A 22549-nucleotide genomic window follows, 5' to 3' on the forward strand; every position below is an offset into this window, starting at 1 on the left:
AAACTACTTTTCATAGCATTATTGTGATCGTTAAATTCAGATGTAAAAATTATGCCAAATACCGATAAATATGCAGTTTTCGGCAACCCGATAAAACACAGTAAGTCGCCATTAATTCACAGTGCCTTTGCTGAGCAAACGCAACAACATTTAAGTTATCGCGCCCATCAAGTAGACGTTGGAAAATTTGCCGATGCTGCTCGGAGTTTTTTTGATAACGGCGGCAGGGTTTGAATATTACCGTGCCATTTAAAATAGACGCGTTTAATTTTGCCGATGAGCTCAGTGCGCGCGCTAAGCGGGCCGGTGCGGTAAATACTTTAGCCTTGCAAGATGATGGCAGCATTTACGGTGATAATACCGACGGCCCAGGGTTAGTTCGTGATATCTGCGAAAACCTTGCCTGGGATGTTACGGATAAGCGTGTACTACTACTTGGTGCTGGTGGTGCAATACGCGGTGTATTGGAGCCGCTCATAAAATTAAAACCCAAACATTTATTGATTGCCAATCGCACGGCAGAAAAAGCGCAAAAACTAGCGCAGTATTTTTCTGATATCGGCGATGTAGGCGCTTGTAGTTTTGAAGCATTAAATGCCAATCAATACGATTTAATTATTAATGGCACTAGTGCCAGTATGGCCGGTGAGTTGCCGCCTCTTCCTTCCGATGCGTTAACCAACGAAGGCTGCTGTTACGATATGATGTATAGTGCAACGCCAACCCCTTTTATGCGCTGGGGAGCAGAGAATGCAGCTTGGGCATGTTCAGATGGTTTGGGCATGTTGGTCGAGCAGGCCGCAGAATCATTTTGTATCTGGCGTGGAGTCCGCCCTCAAACCCGCCCTGTGATTGACGCAATACGGGCGGTACTTGAAAAAGAATAATATTGTTTTTAATTTATTTGCTAATTAAATACACCACGCGTATTTGTTGATCAATTTTTTCTTTTGATAACACCAACCCTACCGGTTTTGAATCGGCCACTCTATCCATACTCATCGCCATCCGGGTCATGATGGGCTGCTGTTGTAGTGGTGCAACTTGATACACGTTTTTAATTTTCACACCTAAATGCTGGCTGATTGAGTCAGCTTGCTGTCTGGCATTATCCAGTGCATTACGGAGCGCCTGTTGCTGCAGTGTTTGCCGCTGTTGAAAATCCAGTTGCACTGAATTTAAGCGTTCAATACCGGTAGCCAGTAGTGCATCGACTAAGTCGTTGTAACGCGAAACATCGTTAAGAGTGATTTCAATGTGCCGAACAACCTGCTCGCCTTTATACACCCGTTTTTTTTGCTGCCACTCATATAGGGGAGAAGCACTTATTTGCGCGGCATTAATTTGATCGGTAGCAATATTTTGTTTGCTTGCGGCGGCAAATACTTTTCCTACTATCGTATCGACCGTTTGTTTTGCCTGGTCAAAATTATCTGCAGTGGCTGATGCTTGAAAGTGAAGTTGTACCTGATCAGGAATCGCTTCTACGAAGCCGTAGCCATCAACGACTATGTGTGGGTCGTTAGGTAGTGGTAATGCCATCTGCGCTTGTGCTGATAGGCTGGTTAAACTTAATAATGCAGCATAGAAAAAAAACGATAGAAGTAGGCGCTGGGCAATCATATGTCGCTCCGGTAGTTAAGGGCTTGTGTGTTTAGACGCTAATGCTGAAAAAAGTTTAGCCCGTAAGGTAATCATTTTTAAGCACAATATAATTCGCTGCGTTGCTGATAAAGCCATTGCGTTCACTTTCTTTGAGGGGCCTTGTCGGTCTCGCTGGGCTGCCAGTGTAAAGATAACCGCTTGCCAGCGTTTTACCCGGCGTCACCAGTGCACCAGCACCAATAATGACATCGTCTTCAATAATGGCGCCATCCAATATAATCGCTCCCATGCCAACCAGTACACGGTCGCCGATGCGGCAGCCATGTAGCATCACTTTATGACCGATAGTGACATCCTCGCCAATTACCGTGGGATAGCCTTCAGGATTGTTGGCTCGCGGTCGCGATTCATGGATAACGCTGCCATCCTGAATATTGCTGCGATCACCGATTTTTACATAATTAACATCGCCGCGAATAACGACTAATGGCCATACTGATACATCTTGACCTAAACTGACTTCGCCAATTACCACCGCTGCTGGGTCTACATAAGCGCCTTCAGCGAGTTGCGGGATATGATTTTTAAACGGGCGAATATGGGTGTGGGGAGTAATAGGCATAGTGAAGCGGCTCGGATAACTGTTACAGTGGCGTTATTGTAATAACAAATAAGAGTTACGGGTACTTGAGATTGTGCGTTTAGTTTTTGTACTGTTTTTAATGGTGGCGTTGCCAGCCTTTGCTACGCCAAAAATTATTTTGCCGGTTTCTGGCCTGGTTGCTAATGACATTGCTGTAGTGGTTAACACCAGTGACCCACTAAGTGTAAAGATAGCAGAGTATTATCAGCAACAACGACAGATTCCAGCGGAAAATATTATTCGCATTACCTTTGATCCGGGTAAACCCAAAATGCACCCCGGTGAATTTGCAGTACTGCAAAAGTTGGTAGAGGCTCAAATACCATCGCATATTCAGGCATTTGCCTTAACCTGGGCAGAACCTTATCGGGTGGGTTGTATGTCGATCAGCTCGGCATTTGCTTTAGGTTATAGTCGAAAATACTGTGCCAAGGGCTGTAAGCCAACGGCGCAGTCTATGTATGTGCGTTCATCCAGTTTACGTCCTTATGATGATTTGGGAATAAGGCCGACGATGTTATTAGCCGCAGAAAATTTTGCTGATGCTAAAGCGTTAATCGATCGCGGCGTAGCTGCTGATAAATTAGCTCTGGCCAATGTTGAACAAGGCACTGCGTATTTGGTAACGACGGCGGATAAAAATCGTAATGTTCGCAAGTTATTTTTTCCGGAAATAAAACAGCGTTTAGGCCGCCGGCTACCGGTTGAGCTGATTACCGCAAGCAGTATTCAGAATCGTCGCGATGTGATGTTTTATTTTACCGGGGCAGTGACGATACCGGATATCGACAGCAATCAATATCTGCCGGGTGCCATGGCGGACCATCTTACCTCGACGGGTGGTAAATTGACCGATAGCTATCAGATGAGTGCTTTGCGCTGGTTAGAGGCAGGCGTTACTGGCAGTTATGGCACTGTCGTTGAGCCTTGTAATTTACTGGGTAAGTTTCCTAATCCTGCTGTGGCGATGAAGACGTATTTAGAGGGGGCCAGTTTGTTAGAGGCCTACTGGAAAAGTGTAGCTATGCCCGGGCAAGGGGTTTTTATTGGTGAGCCTCTGGCCTCCCCTTACCGTCATTACAGTTTAAAAATAGAAGCTGATACTGCGGTCTTATCATCGCCAGTCTTACAGTTTGGTCATTACAAAATATGGGCGGCAGAAACGTCAGAGGGACCGTTTACCTTGTTACACAGCGGTATTGAAATTAATCACTTTAATCCCCATATAAGGTTGGCTAAGCCATTGCGTGCCGTCTATAAAATTGAGCGTTTAGAAGTTTTTGGTAAGCCATCCTTGCCCCTCCTAATCGATTAAAATGTTCAGTTGGTTGATGCTGGTTCCGCCACCGCTAAAATTATGCTTAAGTCGCGCCACTTAGTAAGCGCAATAGTTCGAGGTAACGATCATAGTGACAAATCCATTATTACAATTTAATAAATTACCCGTGTTTGCGGATTTTACCCCAGCTAATATTGAGCCCGCGCTCGATCAATTGTTGGCGGAAAACCGGAAGCGGATTGAAGTTCTATTAGATCAGGGAGGTCCGTTTGATCAGCAATTCCTGGCCAACATGGAACAGTGGAATGACGAGCTAAGCCAGTTATGGTCGCCGGTTGCGCATTTAAATGGGGTTAAAAATTCTGATGAATTACGTGATGTCTATAATGCCTGCTTGCCTAAGTTGACTGAGTACTCCACGCAAATCGGACAAAATAAGCGATTGTATGAAGCCTATAAGGCGCTGGCAGAGAGCGAAGTGTATGCGCAATTAAACGAAGCCGAGCGCAAATCGGTGGATAATGAGTTGCGTGACTTTACTCTCTCCGGCATTGCTCTGGAAAGTCAGCAGCAACAACGTTTTGCCCAGATTAAACAGCGCTTGGCTGAACTCTCCACCCAATTTTCAAACAATGTACTGGATGCAACCCACGGCTGGAGTAAGCTTGTTGAGGATGTAGCGGAGTTGTCGGGCATTCCTGAAAATACATTGCAAGCCTATCAACAAGCCGCACAGGCGAAGCAGCAAAGCGGGTATTTAATTTCATTGGATTTACCGGCTTATTTACCGCTAATGCAGTATTGTAATAACGCCGCTCTAAGGGAAGAAATGTATCGCGCATATACCACCAGAGCGTCGGAACAAGGTCCGAATGCTGGTCAGTGGGATAACAGTGCGTTAATGGATGAGATTTTGGCCTTGCGGTATGAGCTTGCTCGTTTACTGGGTTTTGAAAATTATGCGCAGAGATCTTTGGCTACCAAAATGGCTGAAAACCCTGCACATGTTGAAGAATTTTTAATAGATCTGGCAGAAAAAAGTTTGCCGGTAGCGCAGCGTGATTTTGCTGAGTTACAGGAGTTTGCCGCCGATCAGGGGGTGGCAACACTCAATGCTTGGGATGTGCCTTACTACAGCGAAAAACTCAGGTTGGCGAAATATGATTTATCGCAGGAAGAGCTGCGAGCTTATTTTCCCGCCGATAAAGTAATTGCCGGCATGTTTACTATTGTCAGCCGTTTATTTGATGTTGAATTTAAACAAGCCAATGCCGACATTTGGCACCCTGATGCGCGTTTCTACCATGTAGAAAAAAATGGCAAAACGATCGCCAAATTTTATTTGGATATTTTCGCCAGGGAACACAAGCGCGGTGGCGCCTGGATGGCGGATTGTCGTGTGCGCAGAACACTGACCTCGGGTGAGCAGCAAATACCAGTAGCGTTTTTAACCTGTAACTTTAGTGCGCCCACCAAAGATACCCCATCATTACTGACTCACAATGAAGTGACTACTTTGTTTCATGAATTTGGACACGGCCTGCATCATATGTTGACGGAAATTAACTGTGCAGCGGTTTCTGGTATCAATGGCGTCGCTTGGGATGCGGTTGAATTACCCAGCCAGTTTTTAGAAAACTGGTGCTGGGAAAAAGAAGCGATTCCTCTTATTTCGGCCCACTATAAAACCGGTGAAGTGTTACCCGCGCCGATGTTGGAAAAAATGCTGGCGGCGAAAAATTTTCAGGCTGGCATGATGATGGTGCGACAACTGGAATTTTCCTTGTTTGATATAAAAATGCATGCCGAGTATAACCCCGACAAGTTAATCCCGATTCAGCAGACGCTGGATGCGGTGCGGCAGAAAGTATCGGTATCTCCAGTGCCGGAGTTTAATCGTTTTCAACACAGCTTTGGTCATATTTTTGCTGGCGGTTATGCGGCCGGTTATTACAGTTATAAGTGGGCGGAGGTGTTATCTGCAGATGCATTCTCCCGGTTTGAAGAAGAAGGTATTTTTAATTCACAAACGGGACAGAGTTTTTTGACTGAAATTTTACAGCAAGGTGGTTCAAAGGAGCCAATGGAATTATTTAGTCGGTTTCGTGGTCGTGAGCCTTCGGTTGATGCCTTGTTACGCCATAGCGGTATTGTTAGCGATGAGGCAGCTGCATGAGCGATAAAGTCATCAAGCGCTTTATTGCTGGCGCAGTGTGTCCTCGCTGTGCCGAGATGGATAAACTGGTGATGTACGATAATGCAGAACAGCAGCAAGTGCGGGAGTGTGTGCGCTGTGGTTATATGGATGTGATGACTGATAACGGACCGCAGGCAATTACCGCCGAAGAAATAGCTACACGAGTGAATCAACCCAGGCTTGGTGAGCAAGCTTTAGCGCATGAAGAGGAAATACAGGTAGTCAACATTATTAATCCCAATCCAGGCAGTAAGCGCAGAGATCATTAGCGCCTAACGAACATAATTAGCGGCGACGACTGCGCATTCGTTGGGCACGACTTTTCCGCCGTTTATGTGTTGCTCGAACCAGCCCCGCCATTTTTACGGCGAATGTATTGCTTTCTTCTTTTTTTGAGTCCCTGGTATTTATCGGTGTCGGTAAGGCAAACGCCAGTGCGGTCATAGGTTATTCCTTTTTCGTTTTAGAAAAAGTTAAAGTTTTAAAGATGAATGTTGGAAAATTGTAAATTGATTGCCAATGAGTCAGTTAAGCAAGGCCAGTGTTGTTGTTCACGATCCCATTGATTATCTTTATGTTTATCGATATAAGCTTTAAATTCAGGGCTGTCATAAATATGTTCTTTAAACATTGCCCGCTCAGCGGTGTATTGAACGGCTTCGTCCAATTCATTGGCAAAGGGTTCACCAATTAAACTGTGAATAATTAAGTTGGACATGGTCATATCCATTGGTACTAATGGAATGGATGTGCGTATCATAAAACGATCATTTATTTCTTCGATCAGGCGGTGAGCCAAATACGCTTCATCCATTAATTCGTCCAGACCAATATGGCCGGCGACGATTTCAGGGGGTTTAAGAAAATACTCCTCAGCAATTCTCAATACCGGCTCAGCATAATCCTGAATGTGGGCATCCTTGGAAATAGACCGCGCCGCGTCAATAAAACTAGGAACGTGTTCAATATAGGCGATGACAAAATCAACCAGGCTGGCAGTGGATTCCTGCTCAGGCAATTGAATAGCAAAGTGGATATTATCTATCACATGCTGGTCAAACAGTTTTGCTAAGTGGCCATGTTGCTGTTCATGTAGCTTGGCTAAAGCAATGGTGTCTCGAATGGCATTGGTCGCCACGTTATTCTCCTGATTTTTTCATTAACCCAGCAGCACTACCAATGATATTTTCCAGCATTGAGCTGGCTTTGATAAAAGAAAGTATGGTGGTTAGAGTGCTGGAATTTTATCTATCAGCTAAGGCTAGTACATTTAATCAGCTTCGCTATGGACCGCTTAGAATAATATGAACTAGATAACGGTGTTTTTTTGCCACCAACGGTGGTGCAAACTGTACTCTCGAAAAACAAGACCCAATGAAACACCGCGAGCAGCGTTGAACAGTAAAAAAGCCAGCCAAAGGCCATCGTTGCCCCAGCTTTGGGTAAAATACCAACAGGGCAAGTAGATCAAGCCGGCGGAGAACATCATCGTATATTGCATGGCGGCAGTTTGGGTTGCGCCGATAAAGATACCGTCCAATAGATAGCTCCATACGGTGATTAATGGCAGCACAATCAGCCATGGGAGGTATTGTCTGGCTTGTTCGATGACCGCGGGTAATGAGGTCATAATGGAAATTAACGCCTGCCCTGTCAGTAAAAAAAAGAGTGAGAATAAGCCGGCGGTCGCCAGTGACCAGATTAGGCAATGTTTACAGGTCTGCATAAAAGCGGTTTGGTTCTTCATGCCTACGGCGTCGCCGACCAGAGCTTCAGCAGCATTAGCAAAGCCATCCAGTCCGTAAGCGGTCAATAGCATTAAGTTCAACAGGATAGTGTTAGCTGCCAGAATGACCTCGCCCTGTTGCGCCCCCTGGGCGGTAAAAAAGGCGAGACTGCTTAATAAGATCAGCGTGCGGGTAAACAGGTGCCGGTTAGTTGCCAGTAATTCACGGTAGTCCAACCAGCGCCACAATCGGTTTTTATCCAGCGTCCCCGGGATGTTGGCCAGTTGCTGCCGTAACACCCATATCGCCAAGCAACAGCCACTGTATTCAGCAATAACTGTGGCGATGGCGGCACCATCGCTTTTCATGTTGAGGCCGATAATGAATAGAAAATCCAGACCGACGTTAATCCCATTGGTGGTGAGGGCTATCACCAGTGGCCAGCGGGTATTTTGTCGGCCGATAAGCCAACCGACAATTGTAAAATTTACCAGTAGGGCCGGTGCGCTCAGAATGCGAATCTGAATATAGCTAGCAGCAAATAGCTCCGATCCGGAAGGTGGTGAAACCAGTTTGAGGCCAATATAGCCTATCAAAGGGCTCAGCAAGACAATGAGCAGCCCCAGTCCTACCGCGAGGGTAATGGCCTGAGCACTAATGAGCCGGCCAAGATCGTGTTGTTTGGCACCATAGGCCTGCGCCGCCAAGCCGGTTGTTCCCATCCGTAAAAACGCCAGCCCCCAGTACAAAATCGATAAGATGCTGCTGCCAACGGCGACAGCGGCCAAATAGTGAGCATTTTCCAGGTGGCCAAGGATGGCGGTATCGACTAAACCCAGCAGCGGCACGGAAATATTGGAGATGATCATCGGCCATGCCAAATACCATATCTTGTGGTTGAGCTGCTTGCTGAGCATCATATCTTCAATTCTTCGGTGTGGGATCAAGGACTTAGGGGCGCCAAGGAAACATCTTTCCCGTAATTTTAAGGGGGATATAGTGGCCTGTCCCGATAAACGTGCGTATAATCGCGGCGTTTTGTCGCACCCAGCGACCGGGGATACTGAAAACACTACTATTTTTCGTATTTTATGTGGCTTTGTTTTATCAACAAAGGGCAATAAAATTCGATTTTGCCTCCAATTAGACATCTGCATACCCTGCGGATGTGAGGGGTTTGAAGGCAATTAGTCCACAAGGATTGAAAGTCACTGCTATATTATTCCGAGGCGACCAGTATTTGGTTCGTGTTTGGACTATAGCGTAACTTTGCTATGAGTTGATCTTATAGTGTGGGTTGGTCGAGTTCGGAGCGGGTTCTGGGGTATTTTTAACAATTTAACAATGGAGACACGGGAAATGCATTCACAAGCGAAACGGCTGTACAAGCTGGCGCTTAGTCCTGTGCTATTGCTGCTCAGTTTTCTGAGTACAGGTGCTTGGGCAGAAGAAGCTCAACGCTGGCAGATGAATCTGTCGCCAGGCGTTACCGAAGTTGGGGCAGAAATTTACGATCTACATATGATCGTTTTCTGGATTTGTGTAGTTATTGGAATTTTAACCTTTGGCGCTATGTTCTACTCGGTGTTCGCACACCGTAAGTCAAAGGGCGTTAAGCCAGCTACTTTCCATGAAAGTACGTCGATTGAAATTGCCTGGACTATCATCCCCTTCTTAATACTTATCGTTATGGCATTTCCTGCCACAACCACCCTATTAAAAGTCTATGACTTCGATGATTCGGAATTGGATATTTTAGTTACGGGCTATCAGTGGAAGTGGAAGTACGAATATATCGATGAAAGCGGCGAAAACGTGGTTTTCTTCAGTAATCTTCGTACCGGCAAAACTGAAATTTATAACGAAGACAGCAAAGGCGAACACTACTTGTTAGAAGTAGACGAGCCAGTTGTGCTGCCAGTGAACAAAAAAGTTCGCTTTCTGGTAACAGCTAATGACGTAATTCACGCATGGTGGGTGCCGGCCTTAGCAGTTAAAAAAGATGCTATTCCCGGTTTCATCAATGAAGCCTGGACAAAGCCACTGCAAACCGGTGTTTACCGTGGCCAGTGTGCCGAGCTTTGTGGTCGCGACCACGGCTATATGCCCATTGTTGTGAACGTCGTTGAACAAGACGAATACGACTCCTGGTTAGCCGGCAAAAAAGCCAAAGCAGCTGAAATTAAAGCGCTGATGGACAAAAATTTCACTCTGGATGAGCAGATGGCTGCCGGTAAAGCGGTATATAACCAGTACTGTGTTGCCTGTCATGGCCAGAAAGGTGAAGGTGGTGTCGGTAAAGCGATAGCCGGTAGCGCTATTGCAACAGGCGATGCTGCAGGCCATCTGGCTGCGTCTATCAATGGGGTACCAGGGACTGCGATGCAGGCTTTTGGTGCACAGCTAAATGATGTCGATATGGCCGCAGTTGTTACGTATCAGCGTAATGCCTTTGGCAACAATATGGGTGATGTAATTCAGCCCATCGACGTTTACAACTTCAAGCAAGGTCAGTAGGAGGAGTCACAATGGGTGCGCACGGGCCTACTACAAAGGGTTTAATGCGGTGGGTAACCACTACAAACCATAAAGATATCGGTACGATGTATCTTTGGTTCAGCTTCGCCATGTTTATCATGGGCGGCGCTTTTGCCATGATCATTCGTGCGGAATTGTTTCAGCCAGGACTACAAATTGTAGAGCCTGAATTTTTCAACCAAATGACCACTATGCACGGCCTCGTGATGGTGTTCGGTGCCATCATGCCCTCTTTTGTGGGCTTGGCTAACTGGTTGATTCCAATGATGATTGGTGCGCCAGATATGGCGTTACCACGAATGAACAACTTAAGTTTCTGGATTTTACCACCTACCTTCCTGCTGTTGGCTTCAACACTGTTTATGGAGGGTGGTGCACCAAACTTTGGTTGGACGTTCTATGCGCCATTATCAACGACTTACGCCCCTGACACAGTCACCTTCTTTATTTTTGGTGTGCATTTGATGGGTTTGTCGTCAATCATGGGTTCGATCAATATCATTGCAACCGTCGTTAACTTACGCGCTCCCGGCATGACTTATATGAAAATGCCGATGTTCGTATGGACCTGGTTGATCACTGCGTTCTTGTTGGTGGCAGTTATGCCAGTACTAGCGGGTGCAGTAACAATGATGTTGATGGATGTTCACTTCGGTACCAGCTTCTTCTCAGCGGCCGGTGGTGGTGATCCTGTGTTGTTCCAGCATATTTTCTGGTTCTTTGGACACCCTGAAGTTTATATCATCATTCTGCCGGCATTTGGTGTGGTGTCTCAAATCATCCCAACCTTTGCCCGCAAGCCTTTGTTTGGCTATGACTCCATGGTCTATGCAACAGCCTCTATCGCCTTCCTGTCGTTTATCGTGTGGGCTCACCACATGTATACCGTCGGTATGCCAATAGCGGGTGAGTTGTTCTTTATGTACGCCACCATGCTGATTGCGGTGCCTACCGGGGTTAAAGTATTTAACTGGATCACTACCATGTGGCAGGGCGCGATGACGTTTGAAACGCCCATGCTGTTCTGTATTGGTTTTGTGTTCCTGTTTACTATTGGTGGTTTCACCGGCGTTATGCTTTCTCTGGCGCCAGTCGATTTCCAGTACCACGATAGCTACTTTGTGGTTGCTCACTTCCATTATGTAATGGTTGCTGGTGCGGTATTTAGTATGTCGGCAGCGGTGTATTACTGGTTACCCAAGTGGTGTGGGCGGATGTATAACGAATCCATGGGTAAAGCCCATTTCTGGATTTCGTTTATCGGCTTTAACCTGACGTTCTTCCCGCAGCACTTCCTGGGTCTTGCGGGTATGCCACGCCGTATTCCTGATTACGCATTACAGTTCACTGACTTTAATACCATGTCGTCAATTGGTGCGTTTATCTACGGTACTTCTCAGCTATTGTTCCTGTTCAACGTGGTTCGCACCATCGTTGCCGGTGAGCCAACCAGCGAAGAGAAAACCTGGGAAGGTGCAGAAGGTTTGGAATGGACAGTGGCAACGCCAGCGCCATACCACACGTTCTCTACGCCACCAGACGTGAAGTAAGAGCTGTACTTAGTACGGTTAAGAGGTAAAAGTGGCGAATATGTCTGACAGCGATGTAGAAAAAAACGTCATCAAGACGGTCGGTAAATTATCGATTATTGTTGTGGCCATGTTCGCTTTTGTATTTGTGGTAATGGTGCCGTTATACAATGTGCTATGTGATGCACTGGGTATAAACGGCAAAACCAGTGGTGAGCGTTACAGAGTTGTTGAAGCCGCTGTCGATACCGGTCGTGAAATTCGAATTCAATTCGTTGCGACTAACAACGATGGCATGCCGTGGGCATTTCATCCGACCCAGTCGGTAATGAAAGTAAACCCCGGTGGTGTTAACGACACAGTGTTTTACGCGAAGAACCCGTTGGCAAAGGATATGGTTGCACAGGCAATACCAAGTGTGTCACCAAGCCGGGCTGCGGAGTACTTCCATAAAACCGAATGCTTTTGCTTTAACCAGCAACCATTGGCAGGGGGGCAGAGACAGAAATGCCGCTGCAATTTATTGTCGATCAGGATCTTCCGGCCGACATTAAAACCATTACCCTTTCATACACAATATTTGATGTGACGGATATGGTGTCGAAAGATACTCCCGTTGCGATACGTTAAAACGGTTAGTTATTTCTTTCACAGTATTAACTGAAAGAACAACGGAGAAAAAAAATGGCAGGTCAAAGCAACTCTGATTACGAGGCCTATTACGTCCCGGAAAAAAGTTATCTGGCAATATTTGCTAGCTTAACTTTATTCACATGCTTATTCGGTGCGGCCAATGTGCTGAATGATAAGACGTTTGGTGATCCTAGTCTGGAAACAAATTCCTGGTTTATATTCCTTACTGGTCTGGTTTTATTTTTAGCCACGCTGTTTGTTTGGTTTCGCACCACGATTATTGAAAATCGTGCTGGCATGAACAGTGCGCAATTGAAGCATTCATATGCGATTGGCATGCAGTGGTTTATCTTTTCTGAAGTGATGTTCTTCGCCGCCTTCTTTGGCGCGCTGTGGTATGTCCGTAACCTGGCTGGCCCATGGTTAGGCGGTGAAGGCGACGGTGGCCGCATGAACAGTTTACTGTGGGGAAGCTTTACCTATGAATGGCCGATGATGACGACGCCACAGGATGCTGTGGGTGGTGCGGCTAACCAGTTAATCGCCAATAATGGTGTGATGACTGGACCAGAGCGCAATTTGAGCTTTCCTGGCTGGAGTAATATCAGCCACTGGTTGCCTATGTGGAACACGATTGTTTTGATTACTTCGTCTTTTACTGCGCACTTCGCACATACAGGGTTGCTTGCCAATAACCGTAAGAAGTTTAATGTGTGGCTATTCATCACTGTGGCATTGGGTATTATTTTCGTCGGTTTACAGTACATGGAATACCATGAAGCGTATGTGGAATATGGCTTATACTTGAACTCTGGAATTTATGGTTCTACCTTTTTTATGCTCACTGGGTTTCATGGATTTCACGTTTGCATGGGCATGATTATGTTGTTGGTTCAATGGTTGCGATCTACTAAGGCGGGGCATTTTACCGCTGAAGACCACTTTGGTTTTGAAGCGTCTTCATGGTATTGGCACTTTGTTGATGTAGTATGGGTGGGCTTGTTCCTATTTGTTTATATCCTCTAGCCTGGTCGCTACTTATTTTAAAACGGCTGTGAAGCAAAACTTCACAGCCGTTTTTTTATTTGTTCATGTAAATTATTTTTCTAGTTTGGATTCGTAACGGGCATCCCAAGGAGCATTAGAGCCTAGTTGGTCGGTGAAAATCCCGTAAAAAATAAAGCCGATTAGCAGTGCTGCGAGGGTAATCCGTACCGTGAGCGCATTCCAGGTTCTGCGGCTTGAGGTATCACCCGCTTCACGGTCTTTGAGCAAAAAGCCCAAACCCGTAAATAGACTGATGACGAGTCCAATAAATAACACCACAATTACAATTTTTAACCACATGAAGCTGCTCCCCTTGATAAGATAGCGCCAAGTATAACCTAGCCGTTTAAAAGCCTCGATATTGAATATGACTGATAGTCACACACATGTTTTGCAATTAACCCCAAACTGGCGGGCAACGGCCCTAGTGCTTGTGCTATTACCACTTTTGTTGTCACTGGGGTTTTGGCAGCTTGATCGGGCTGAAGAAAAACGCAGCTTACAGCTACTATTTAAGCAGCGGCAATTAAAAGGGCCGATTGAGATTGAGCAAGTACAGCCGCAGCAAGATTTACGTTATCAGCCGATTAAGTTACGTGGCCATTATATCAATCAAAAAAACCTGCTATTGGATAATCGTATTTATCAACGTCGCTTCGGTTATGAGATAATCACGCCGTTACAATTAACAGGCACTGATCAAATCGTATTGGTAAATCGCGGCTTTTTACAGGGAGATATTTCTCGTCGGGAGCTACCAGCCATTGAAGCCATTGAAGGCGAGGTTGAACTAATTGGCGAAGTATATGTGCCGCAAAGCGAAATGATGACCTTGGCGGCGGATAATGCCAGTGGTTGGCCGCGCTTAATTCAAGTACTGGATATGGACGCGCTTGCTAAAGAGTTTGGTTCGGCGCTGTTTCCTTTTAGTGTAAGAATACAATCACCTATTGCAGGCAGTTATGAGGCTAACTGGGTAGTGGTAAATTTACAGCCAGAAAAACATACCGGCTATGCCGTGCAGTGGTTTGCTATGAGTGCCACCTTAATAATTATTATGGTGTTAGCTAATACTAATTTATGGGTGCTATTGAAACAGCGAAAATCCCAGCAAAATTAAATAGAGGTCTATCGTGTCAGAGTCAGGTTCAGTTGAACAAAATAGAAAAAACCGCAAAGTCATTTTAGGGATAGTTGGCATCCCTGCCTTGGTATTTCTGATATCGACCGGCTTGTATTTTTTGGTGGAATCCAAAGCTGTAGATTTAGGCACTGTTAATAATGGTGAATTAGTTGTTCCTCCCCTGCCCTTTTTCGAATTGCCACTAAAAACATTATCCGACGAAATATTTGATTACAGTAAACCAGAGCCTAAGTGGGCGTTTGTCGTTTTTGGTGATCGTCATTGTGAAGGCGAATGTGAGCGCATGTTGTATATCGCCAGGCAAAGTATTATTTCACTAGCGAAAAAAATGGGGCGCGTGCGATTAATTTATGTTACCAGTGACGCGGTTATTGATGCGCAGTTACAGCAGCGCTTTGATGATGAATATCGTGGCATGGATATCTTAACGTTAGCGCCCGATGAGTTAGATTCTTTTTTTCCTGCAACAATAGACCCATATCAATCACGAACGTTTTATGTTGTTGATCCTCGTGGATGGATGATGATGTTTTACCAGATTGAAGACACAGAGCAAGCCACATTAGCAACGTTAGGTAAGGCTGTCACTAAAGATATGAAGCGTTTAATTAAATAGTTTTATTAAGCTATTTTTTTGCTAAGTGTTATGGCAGTGCGAGTGTTTAAGCAATAGGACGAAAATGCATGACTTTTTTTAATTCATCTGAGCAGCGTTTACCAGGTTTTAAATTGGCGTTGGTAGGTTGTATTTTTGCGGTAATGGTTTTGGGTTTGGGAGCGTTTACGCGTTTGGCTGATGCGGGTTTAGGTTGCCCTGATTGGCCAACGTGTTACGGCCATGTGTTGTGGCCAACCACTGACGAACATGTTGATGTTGCTAATAAAGCTTTTCCTGATGCCCCGGTTGAACACGATAAAACTTGGCCAGAAATGGTGCATCGCTATTTTGCTCAAGGTTTGGGTTATATCACCATCGCATTATTTGTTGTGGCGGTTAGGCGGCGACAGCAAGAACAGCCAGTAAAGTTAGTGAGCACATTATTGGCAATCAATGTATTGCTTACAGCTGTTACCGCAGTTGTGGGTGAAGTCATGGAGCCGTATGCAGTCGGCTCGGTAGCCGTGACTATGTTAACGCTAGCTTATCTAGGTTTTAAAAAAGGCAGCTCTACGCAACCGTTTAAACTGCCGGCTTTTATTTTGGCGTTTATTATTTTGCAGGGGCTGTTTGGTATGTGGACGGTGACATTGAAGTTGTGGCCGCAAGTGGTGACATCACATCTGCTGGGCGGATTTACCACGTTTAGTCTTTTATGGTTGCTGACGTTGCGGTTAAATAATAAACCTTGGCAGTTAAGTTCTTCGGCGCATCAGCAATTAATACAGTTCCGTCGTTTTGCGGTACTTGGTTTAATCGTGGTTTGTATTCAAGTCGCTTTGGGTGGTTGGACGACGTCAAATTACGCTGCTGTAGCCTGTCCGGATTTGCCAACTTGCCAGTCCCAATGGTTGCCGCACATGGATTTCGCGCAGGGTTTTAATATCACCCAAAGTATTGGTCCTAACTATTTAGGTGGCACGATGGATAATGAGGCACGAATTGCTATCCACTTTAGCCACCGTGTAGGCGCAATAATTACTACCCTATTGCTACTGTTTTTAGTCCATACTTTATTTGTTCGTATCGCCACACCAGAAACTCGTACGATGGCAAAAGTCATTGTTATGGTGTTGATATTGCAAGTGGCACTGGGCTTAGGGAATATTCTTTTTAAATTCCCTGTATCAGTTGCTGTGGCGCATAACTTGGTGGGCGCCTTATTAGTATTAGTGATGGTAACCTTAAACCATCGTGTATTCACCGCGCGTCAATTATAATAGCCAACCATTTTACTCCGTTATTAGAGTTTAAGAGCCTTATGTCAGAATCTGCCGTCAATACCAGCAAAGAAGCACCCACTTGGGGTGATTATTATGAGTTAACCAAGCCTAACGTGGTTTATCTCATGTTGCTGACATCGGCTATCGGTATGTTTATGGCTACAACGGGTGCAGTACCGCTGGATATTTTGATTTTAGCCAATGTCGGCATTGGTTTGTGTGCGGCCTGTGGTGCGGTGATTAATCATTTAGTCGATCAGCGTATCGATACTATTATGGCGCGTACCCATAACCGTCCAGTAGCCCAGGGTCGAATCACCCAGAAACAAGCCGGTGTGTTTGCAGCGATACTTGGTGTGGTCGGCATGGCAATATTATTGATTTTTATTAATCAGTTAACAGCCTGGTTGACGCTATTTTCGCTTATTGGTTATGCCGGTATTTATACGCTGTGGTTAAAGCGAGCTACTCCGCAAAATATTGTGATTGGTGGTTTGCCTGGCGCCGCGCCGCCGCTATTAGGTTGGACCGCGCTAACGGGAGAGATCCACGGCCATGCGTTGTTATTGGTGTTGATTGTTTTTGCCTGGACCCCTCCTCACTTTTGGGCTTTGGCCATTAACCGTAAAGATGATTACGCCAAAGCGGCAATTCCGATGCTGCCTGTGACCCACGGGGTGGAATACACCGCCTTGCATATTATGCTTTATACCTTGGTGTTAATTGCGATTAGCCTCCTGCCCTTTGCTACCGGTTTGTCGAATGTGTTGTACTTGGCTGGCGCGGTTATTTTAGGCGTGATTCATTTGTACTACTCACTACAAATTATGCGCGGTGATCCAAAAGCGCCGATGGCCACTTTTAAGTTTTCGCTGGTGTATTTAATGGCAATTTATCTCATTATGTTATTGGATCATTACTTGATGCCGTTGACGCCTATAGTTGGAGGTGCCGCGTAATGGCGACCGAGCAGCATAACGGCTTACGCCCGGAACAAAAGCGTGGTATTTATTTAACGGTCGGCATTGCGGTCACTACGGTCAGTTTTTTGGTAGCGATGTTTGTTTTGGGTTTAAGTCGCCCAGTGGTATTAAGCGATGAAGAACTAAAAGCAAAAGGTACTTTTATTTTTGATAATCCGCGTTCGTTTAAAGAATTTTCATTGGTTGATTATCAAAACAAGCCATTTACCCCTGAGGCTTTTCAAGGAAAATGGTCTTTAGTGTTTTTTGGTTTTACCTATTGCCCGGATGTCTGCCCCACTACACTGGCTTTATTAAATCATTTTTATGCTGGGCAGCTTGAGGGTGATTACGCCGATGACTTGCAAGTTATTTTAGTCAGTGTTGATCCCGGACGAGATACGCCTGAAAAATTGTATGATTACGTACAGTTTTTTAACAAAGACTTTATTGGTGTTACCGGTGAGTTTTTAGATCTGCACCGTTTTGCGACGCAGCTCAATATTCCTTTCAGTAAAGTACCTGGTGGTGGCGAAAATTATACGGTTGAGCATGGCGGCAATATTGCGATCATCAATCCTAATGGCCATTATGTAGGTTTTTTTCGAACACCTATTACCTTATCGGGCTTAAATATAGGTTATCAATCTATTCGTGCATCGCGCGGTTAAGCTTTCTTAGATGCTAGATGCTAGATGCTAGATGCTAGATGCTAGATGCTAGATGCTAGATGTGCTGAGGCGCTAATAGGGAAATGTCTTTAAGAATAATAATCTAGGAAGGAATTTCTGAATTTTGTATTGGGCACAAAAAGGCCCGGTACCATGCTTACCTTTCGGCAAGTGATTCCGGGCGCTAGGGTTTAATGCATTGCATACTCAAGTTCCTTGGCAATTTTCGCTTCAAGCTGCTCGCCAAGCTCTACGGAAACTTTTTCCATCGCTTTGCTAACTTCCAGCTCAATGTCGTCTGCAAGGGCGTCATTGTTAATTGCCGTTGCTGGCTTTATCCAGGTGACAGCAGCATTGCTGTTCATGGCTAAAGTCAATGGAGCTTCGCTTACGGCGCTTTCTGCGATTGCCGCGTTGCCGATGACTCCTAATAATACGGCTAAGATAGCCACGTTTTTCATGTTTACTCTCCTTTAGTGAGTGGTATTTAACGGTTGTTACTGCTTTGTTGCAGTGATTTGTTACATTTGTTACTGCAACGGTGCTAATAGTAACACTTATTCGAATATTGTCTACACAGTAGGCGTGAATTATTTGTTACCTTTATGAAATATTGGCGTAACAAATAGCTTATAAATAGATAAAAATTTTCTTAAGTATTTGATATATAAATGAATAATTGTATTTGTAACTGATTTGATGAAAGGTAACATTTTTTGATTTTTATTTAGAAAAAACTGTTACCTTTCAATTTTTTAATGGTGCGGTAGGTTTTCAGAAAGGTATCAGGATAATTTTTGCGGGGTGCTGATGCGGTGAAGTAGAATTCTGCGGTATTGTTCAGGGTCTTTTTGCTCAACTAAGCCCCCTGGTCGATGCCTGTTGTTGGGGTCTAGCTTGGTTGCTAGCCGGGATAACCAGAAGCGACTCGCTGCAATACGCAAAAAGTCATTCCACAACAACACTTCGTCAGACGTAAATGGCCGGATTTGTTGATAGCCAGTCATAATAGCGGTAACCAGTGACTGCTGAAGGCTGCCGTCGGCGTTGGCACACCAGTCATTGACTACGACAGCGATATCCATCATCAAATACCCATCGCCAGCGCTATTAAAGTCGATAATGCCGGTCAGCTGGTCGCCCGCGGCCAGGGCATTATCACGAAATAAGTCGCCATGAATAACGGTTACTGGCAAGTCAGAGTGTGATTTGATCAGTTGCTGAAAGCGACTGACTTCCTCTAGCAGTGTGAGGTCCTCTGCGTTTAGCCTCGGTTTGAGTTCAGTCGCCAGTTGGCTTAACCATGACAGGCTGCGGCTACTTTGGTGTTGCAGCTTAGCTTGCAGGCAGACCTGATGCGTTTTTGCCAAAGTCACACCAATAGCATGGCAAAGTGACTCCGACGGTTGTTGAGGATGGTTTCCGGAGACTTTGGGCACTAACACCGCCGGCTTGCCTTGTATTTGTTGGATGGCAATGCCGTCGGCATTTTCTAACGGACAGGGTACGGGTAGTTGGCTATGGTTGAGTAGGGTGGTGAGCTCAATAAAAAAGGCCAGTTCATCTGGGCTGCTGGCTTCAAAAATGGTGAGTACGTATTCTTGTTCAGTTCGTGTGCGCAGCTCGCTGGGTAAATCAGAGTGATCTGTGCTCAAAAAATAATTAGTGTTTTCGATGCCCGCAGCGACCCCGCGAAAGTCAATTAACGGCCCAATACCGTAAGGCTCAATAAAGGCTTCGATCTCGGCGCGTTCTAACACAGTATAAACGGCCATAAAAAAGGATCCTCTCTTTACGGGTCGGCTGGGGACAGGGGATAATGGTTAACCTATAAAAGCGCCATGATAACTTAAATAAAGCCGTTCTGTGGCACGCATTCCCCTTGCATAAAGTTAACTATGATTATGACTGATAAAAAAGCCCCTCCCATTGTACTGGTCGATGGTTCCTCGTATTTGTACCGTGCGTATCACGCGTTACCGCCGCTAACTAACTCTAAGGGGCGTGCTACCGGTGCGGTGAAAGGGGTGATCAATATGATGCGACGGCTGCTAAAAGATTATCCGGCCAGCCCCGTGGTCGTGATCTTTGATGCCAAAGGCAAAACCTTTCGCGATGAAATCTATCCCGAGTACAAAGCCCATCGGCCGCCAATGCCTGACGACCTGCGGGAACAAATTGACCCTATTCACAACATCATCAAGGCCATGGGTTTACCACTGATTATTATCGACGGGGTGGAAGCCGATGACGTGATCGGCACCTATGGGCGTCAAGCCACCGAGCAAGGACTGGATGTGGTGGTTTCCACTGGCGACAAAGATATGGCGCAGCTAGTGAACGAACATGTCACCCTGGTGAACACCATGACGGCGACGGTGATGGATGTGGCTGGTGTGAACGAGAAGTTTGGTATCCCTCCGGAGTTGATTATCGACTTTTTGGCGTTGATGGGGGACAAAGTCGACAACATACCAGGCGTACCTGGCGTGGGCGAGAAAACGGCGCTGGGGCTATTGCAGGGTATTGGCGGATTAGACACTTTATATGCCAATTTGGACAAAGTATCTGGGCTGGCTATTCGTGGTGCCAAATCGCTTGCGGCTAAGCTGGAAAAGGAAAAGGAAAAGGCCTATCTCTCCTATGAATTGGCCACCATCAAGTTGGATGTAGAGTTGCCGGGGTCTGTAGAGTCTTTTGAAAATAAACCGCCTGAGAGTGAGTTATTGCTCACTTACTTCAAAGAGTTAGAGTTTAAGTCCTGGGTTGAAGAAATGGAGCGGGGTGGCACTGGTATTCCAGAGCAAGCAAATACTGCCGTTGAAGATAAGCAGCCGGTTGCTGCCGTTACTGTCGATTACCAACTTGTGCTGACGGAGGCCGACTTCCAGCAGTGGCTAAGCCAGTTGCAGCAAGCAGATTTATTCGCTTTTGATACCGAAACCACCAGCCTGAATTATACCGAGGCGCGAGTAGTCGGCGTGTCATTTGCGGTGGCAGCGGGCAGTGCTGCCTATGTGCCATTTGGGCATGATTATTTGGGCGTCGAGCAACAGCTTAGTGAAGACCAGGTGCTGGGGGCATTGAAGCCGTTATTAGAAGATCCAGCCAAGGCCAAAGTGGGTCAAAATCTGAAGTACGACAAGAATGTACTGGTCAATCACGGCATTGATTTGCAGGGTATCGCGTTTGATACCATGCTCGAATCCTATGTACTGAATAGCACGGCTAGTCGTCACGATATGGATACGTTAGCGCAAACGCACCTTGATACTGCCACCATAAAATTTGCAGATATTGCCGGTAAAGGCGCTAAGCAGCTGACCTTTAACCAAATACATCTTGATCAGGCCGGTCCTTATGCCGCAGAAGATGCGGATATTACGCTGCGTTTACACCAAGTACTGTGGCCGCAGTTAGCCGCTATTGCGCCGTTGGCTGCGGTTTTCAATGACATAGAAATGCCGTTAGTTAATGTGCTTTCTACCATAGAGTCTAATGGCGCATTAGTAAGCAAGGACTTACTAGCTACTCAGAGCGGCGAAATTGGCGCGCGCTTGATAGAGTTAGAAAAATCGGCGTTTGAGTTGGCGGGAGAAGAATTTAACCTCAGTTCCCCCAAGCAATTGGGTCACATTTTGTTTGAAAAGCTGGAATTGCCGGTAATCAAAAAAACGCCCAAGGGGCGCCGTCAACCGCAGAGGAAGTATTAGCCGAGTTAGCACTGGATTACCCTTTACCGAAAGTGCTGATGGAATATCGCGGTTTGAGCAAGCTTAAGTCCACTTATACCGATAAGCTGCCAGAGATGATCAGCCCGGTAACAGGGCGTATTCATACCTCTTATCATCAGGCGGTGACCGCTACTGGCCGCTTATCTTCTTCCGATCCCAACTTGCAAAACATCCCTATTCGGACCCCGGAGGGCCGCCGGGTCAGGCAGGCATTTATTGCCCCTGCAGGTTATAAGATATTAGCGGCGGATTACTCGCAGATTGAATTGCGGATCATGGCGCACTTATCTCAGGATAGCGGTCTGTTAACCGCTTTTGCCGAGGGCAAGGATATCCACCAGGCTACCGCCGCAGAAGTCTTTGGCCTGCCGTTAGCTGACGTTTCAGCCGAGCAGCGTCGTCGCGCGAAAGCCATTAATTTTGGTTTGATCTACGGCATGTCCGCGTTTGGCTTGGCTAAACAGATTGATGTGGGTCGGCATGAGGCGCAAGAGTATATAGACACGTATTTTGCTCGCTATCCGGGGGTTAAAAAGTATATGGATAACACCCGTGCAGATGCTTCTGAGAAGGGCTATGTTGAGACTTTATTTGGTCGACGCCTGTATCTACCGGAGATCAATGCCAGTAACGGCATGCGCCGGCAAGCCGCGGAGCGCACCGCGATTAATGCGCCTATGCAAGGGACCGCAGCAGATATCATCAAAAAAGCCATGGTACTGGTGCAGCAATGGTTAGATGACTCGGAAGTTGATGCCAAAATGATTATGCAGGTGCACGATGAATTGGTCTTTGAAGTGGCAGAGCCTTTAATTGAGGAGGTATCAGCAAAGGTGAGGGCGTTAATGTCAGCAGCCGCTAGTCTGGATGTGCCGCTGATTGCCGATGTCGGGGTTGGCGATAACTGGGATCAGGCCCACTAGCGTTAGCCGTAATGGCTAACGCTAGTGGGGGACAGA

At 46.0% G+C, this 22549-nt stretch carries 18 protein-coding genes and 3 pseudogenes; 14 read left to right on the forward strand and 7 right to left on the reverse strand.

Annotated elements, in window-relative coordinates:
• Positions 1-51: 51 nt before the first annotated feature.
• Positions 52-887 (forward strand): annotated as a pseudogene (aroE, locus tag UNITIG_RS12555) (shikimate dehydrogenase).
• Between the two features lie 13 nt (positions 888-900).
• Here aroE and UNITIG_RS12560 read toward each other — a convergent pair.
• Both UNITIG_RS12560 and UNITIG_RS12565 read right to left on the reverse strand, forming a co-directional pair.
• Positions 901-1623 (reverse strand): SIMPL domain-containing protein, encoded by a 723-nt coding sequence (locus UNITIG_RS12560; RefSeq protein ID WP_101758687.1) that lies wholly within the window; start codon positions 1621-1623, stop codon positions 901-903.
• 55 nt (positions 1624-1678) lie between these two features.
• Positions 1679-2227, reverse strand: a complete 549-nt coding sequence (locus tag UNITIG_RS12565) for a gamma carbonic anhydrase family protein (RefSeq protein ID WP_101758688.1) — start codon at positions 2225-2227, stop codon at positions 1679-1681.
• A 73-nt stretch (positions 2228-2300) separates the two neighbouring features.
• On the opposite strand from UNITIG_RS12565, the gene UNITIG_RS12570 reads away from it, so the two are divergent.
• The 3 genes from UNITIG_RS12570 to UNITIG_RS12580 all read left to right on the forward strand — a co-directional run bounded on the left by UNITIG_RS12570 (position 2301) and on the right by UNITIG_RS12580 (position 5993).
• Positions 2301-3563: a TIGR03790 family protein gene (locus UNITIG_RS12570; RefSeq protein WP_200821285.1), complete on the forward strand. Its 1263-nt coding sequence runs from the start codon at positions 2301-2303 to the stop codon at positions 3561-3563.
• 94 nt (positions 3564-3657) lie between these two features.
• Entirely contained in the window at positions 3658-5703 is a 2046-nt protein-coding gene (gene prlC, locus UNITIG_RS12575; protein ID WP_101758689.1) for an oligopeptidase A, read from the forward strand.
• The gene (locus tag UNITIG_RS12580; protein WP_101758690.1) at positions 5700-5993 is read left to right on the forward strand and encodes a YheV family putative zinc ribbon protein; all 294 of its coding nucleotides are present in this window, start codon (positions 5700-5702) and stop codon (positions 5991-5993) included. Before prlC ends, UNITIG_RS12580 begins: the two co-directional genes overlap by 4 nt.
• Before the next feature lie 212 nt (positions 5994-6205).
• On the opposite strand, the gene UNITIG_RS12585 is transcribed toward UNITIG_RS12580, so the two are convergent.
• Together UNITIG_RS12585 and UNITIG_RS12590 are read right to left on the reverse strand one after the other, a co-directional pair.
• A complete protein-coding gene (locus tag UNITIG_RS12585; protein ID WP_101758691.1) occupies positions 6206-6862 on the reverse strand; it encodes a hypothetical protein in 657 nt (218 codons plus the stop codon).
• Positions 6863-7033: 171 nt separating this feature from the next.
• Complete coding sequence (locus UNITIG_RS12590; RefSeq protein ID WP_200821286.1) at positions 7034-8371, reverse strand: MATE family efflux transporter; 1338 nt, start codon at positions 8369-8371, stop codon at positions 7034-7036.
• Between the two features lie 439 nt (positions 8372-8810).
• Here UNITIG_RS12590 and coxB point away from each other — a divergent pair, with 439 nt between their 5' ends.
• The 4 genes and pseudogenes from coxB to UNITIG_RS12610 all read left to right on the forward strand — a co-directional run bounded on the left by coxB (position 8811) and on the right by UNITIG_RS12610 (position 13177).
• Positions 8811-9968 carry a cytochrome c oxidase subunit II gene (gene coxB, locus UNITIG_RS12595; RefSeq protein WP_101758693.1) on the forward strand — a complete coding sequence of 386 codons (1158 nt, stop codon included), beginning with the start codon at positions 8811-8813 and terminating at the stop codon, positions 9966-9968.
• 11 nt (positions 9969-9979) lie between these two features.
• Positions 9980-11539: a cytochrome c oxidase subunit I gene (gene ctaD / locus UNITIG_RS12600; protein WP_101758694.1), complete on the forward strand. Its 1560-nt coding sequence runs from the start codon at positions 9980-9982 to the stop codon at positions 11537-11539.
• A 40-nt stretch (positions 11540-11579) separates the two neighbouring features.
• Positions 11580-12148, forward strand: a pseudogene (locus UNITIG_RS12605) (cytochrome c oxidase assembly protein).
• Positions 12149-12202: 54 nt separating this feature from the next.
• Complete coding sequence (locus tag UNITIG_RS12610; RefSeq protein ID WP_101758695.1) at positions 12203-13177, forward strand: cytochrome c oxidase subunit 3; 975 nt, start codon at positions 12203-12205, stop codon at positions 13175-13177.
• Positions 13178-13249: 72 nt separating this feature from the next.
• Here the strand turns inward: UNITIG_RS12610 and UNITIG_RS12615 are convergent, their stop codons facing one another.
• Positions 13250-13498, reverse strand: a complete 249-nt coding sequence (locus UNITIG_RS12615) for a twin transmembrane helix small protein (RefSeq protein WP_101758696.1) — start codon at positions 13496-13498, stop codon at positions 13250-13252.
• Positions 13499-13631: 133 nt separating this feature from the next.
• Here UNITIG_RS12615 and UNITIG_RS12620 point away from each other — a divergent pair, with 133 nt between their 5' ends.
• The 5 genes from UNITIG_RS12620 to UNITIG_RS12640 all read left to right on the forward strand — a co-directional run bounded on the left by UNITIG_RS12620 (position 13632) and on the right by UNITIG_RS12640 (position 17856).
• Complete coding sequence (locus UNITIG_RS12620) at positions 13632-14318, forward strand: SURF1 family protein (protein WP_235015374.1); 687 nt, start codon at positions 13632-13634, stop codon at positions 14316-14318.
• A gap of 13 nt (positions 14319-14331) precedes the next feature.
• On the forward strand, positions 14332-14958 hold the full coding sequence (locus tag UNITIG_RS12625; RefSeq protein WP_235015375.1) for a hypothetical protein: 627 nt from the start codon (positions 14332-14334) through the stop codon (positions 14956-14958).
• Positions 14959-15026: 68 nt separating this feature from the next.
• Positions 15027-16220 carry a heme A synthase gene (locus UNITIG_RS12630; protein ID WP_101758699.1) on the forward strand — a complete coding sequence of 398 codons (1194 nt, stop codon included), beginning with the start codon at positions 15027-15029 and terminating at the stop codon, positions 16218-16220.
• Positions 16221-16261: 41 nt separating this feature from the next.
• Positions 16262-17182, forward strand: a complete 921-nt coding sequence (gene cyoE / locus UNITIG_RS12635; RefSeq protein WP_101758700.1) for a heme o synthase — start codon at positions 16262-16264, stop codon at positions 17180-17182.
• The gene (locus tag UNITIG_RS12640) at positions 17182-17856 is read left to right on the forward strand and encodes an SCO family protein (protein ID WP_101758701.1); all 675 of its coding nucleotides are present in this window, start codon (positions 17182-17184) and stop codon (positions 17854-17856) included. The genes cyoE and UNITIG_RS12640 overlap by 1 nt, the downstream gene beginning before the upstream one ends.
• A gap of 191 nt (positions 17857-18047) precedes the next feature.
• Here the strand turns inward: UNITIG_RS12640 and UNITIG_RS12645 are convergent, their stop codons facing one another.
• Both UNITIG_RS12645 and UNITIG_RS12650 read right to left on the reverse strand, forming a co-directional pair.
• Positions 18048-18317, reverse strand: coding sequence for a hypothetical protein (locus UNITIG_RS12645; protein ID WP_101758702.1), 270 nt, complete (start codon positions 18315-18317; stop codon positions 18048-18050).
• Positions 18318-18641: 324 nt separating this feature from the next.
• Complete coding sequence (locus tag UNITIG_RS12650; RefSeq protein WP_101758703.1) at positions 18642-19631, reverse strand: homoserine kinase; 990 nt, start codon at positions 19629-19631, stop codon at positions 18642-18644.
• Between the two features lie 129 nt (positions 19632-19760).
• Here UNITIG_RS12650 and polA point away from each other — a divergent pair.
• Positions 19761-22513, forward strand: a pseudogene (gene polA / locus UNITIG_RS12655) (DNA polymerase I).
• Positions 22514-22549 lie beyond the last annotated feature (36 nt).

This window comes from Oceanicoccus sp. KOV_DT_Chl (assembly GCF_900120175.1).
In the GTDB taxonomy this organism is placed as follows: Bacteria; Pseudomonadota; Gammaproteobacteria; order Pseudomonadales; family Dasaniaceae; genus Oceanicoccus.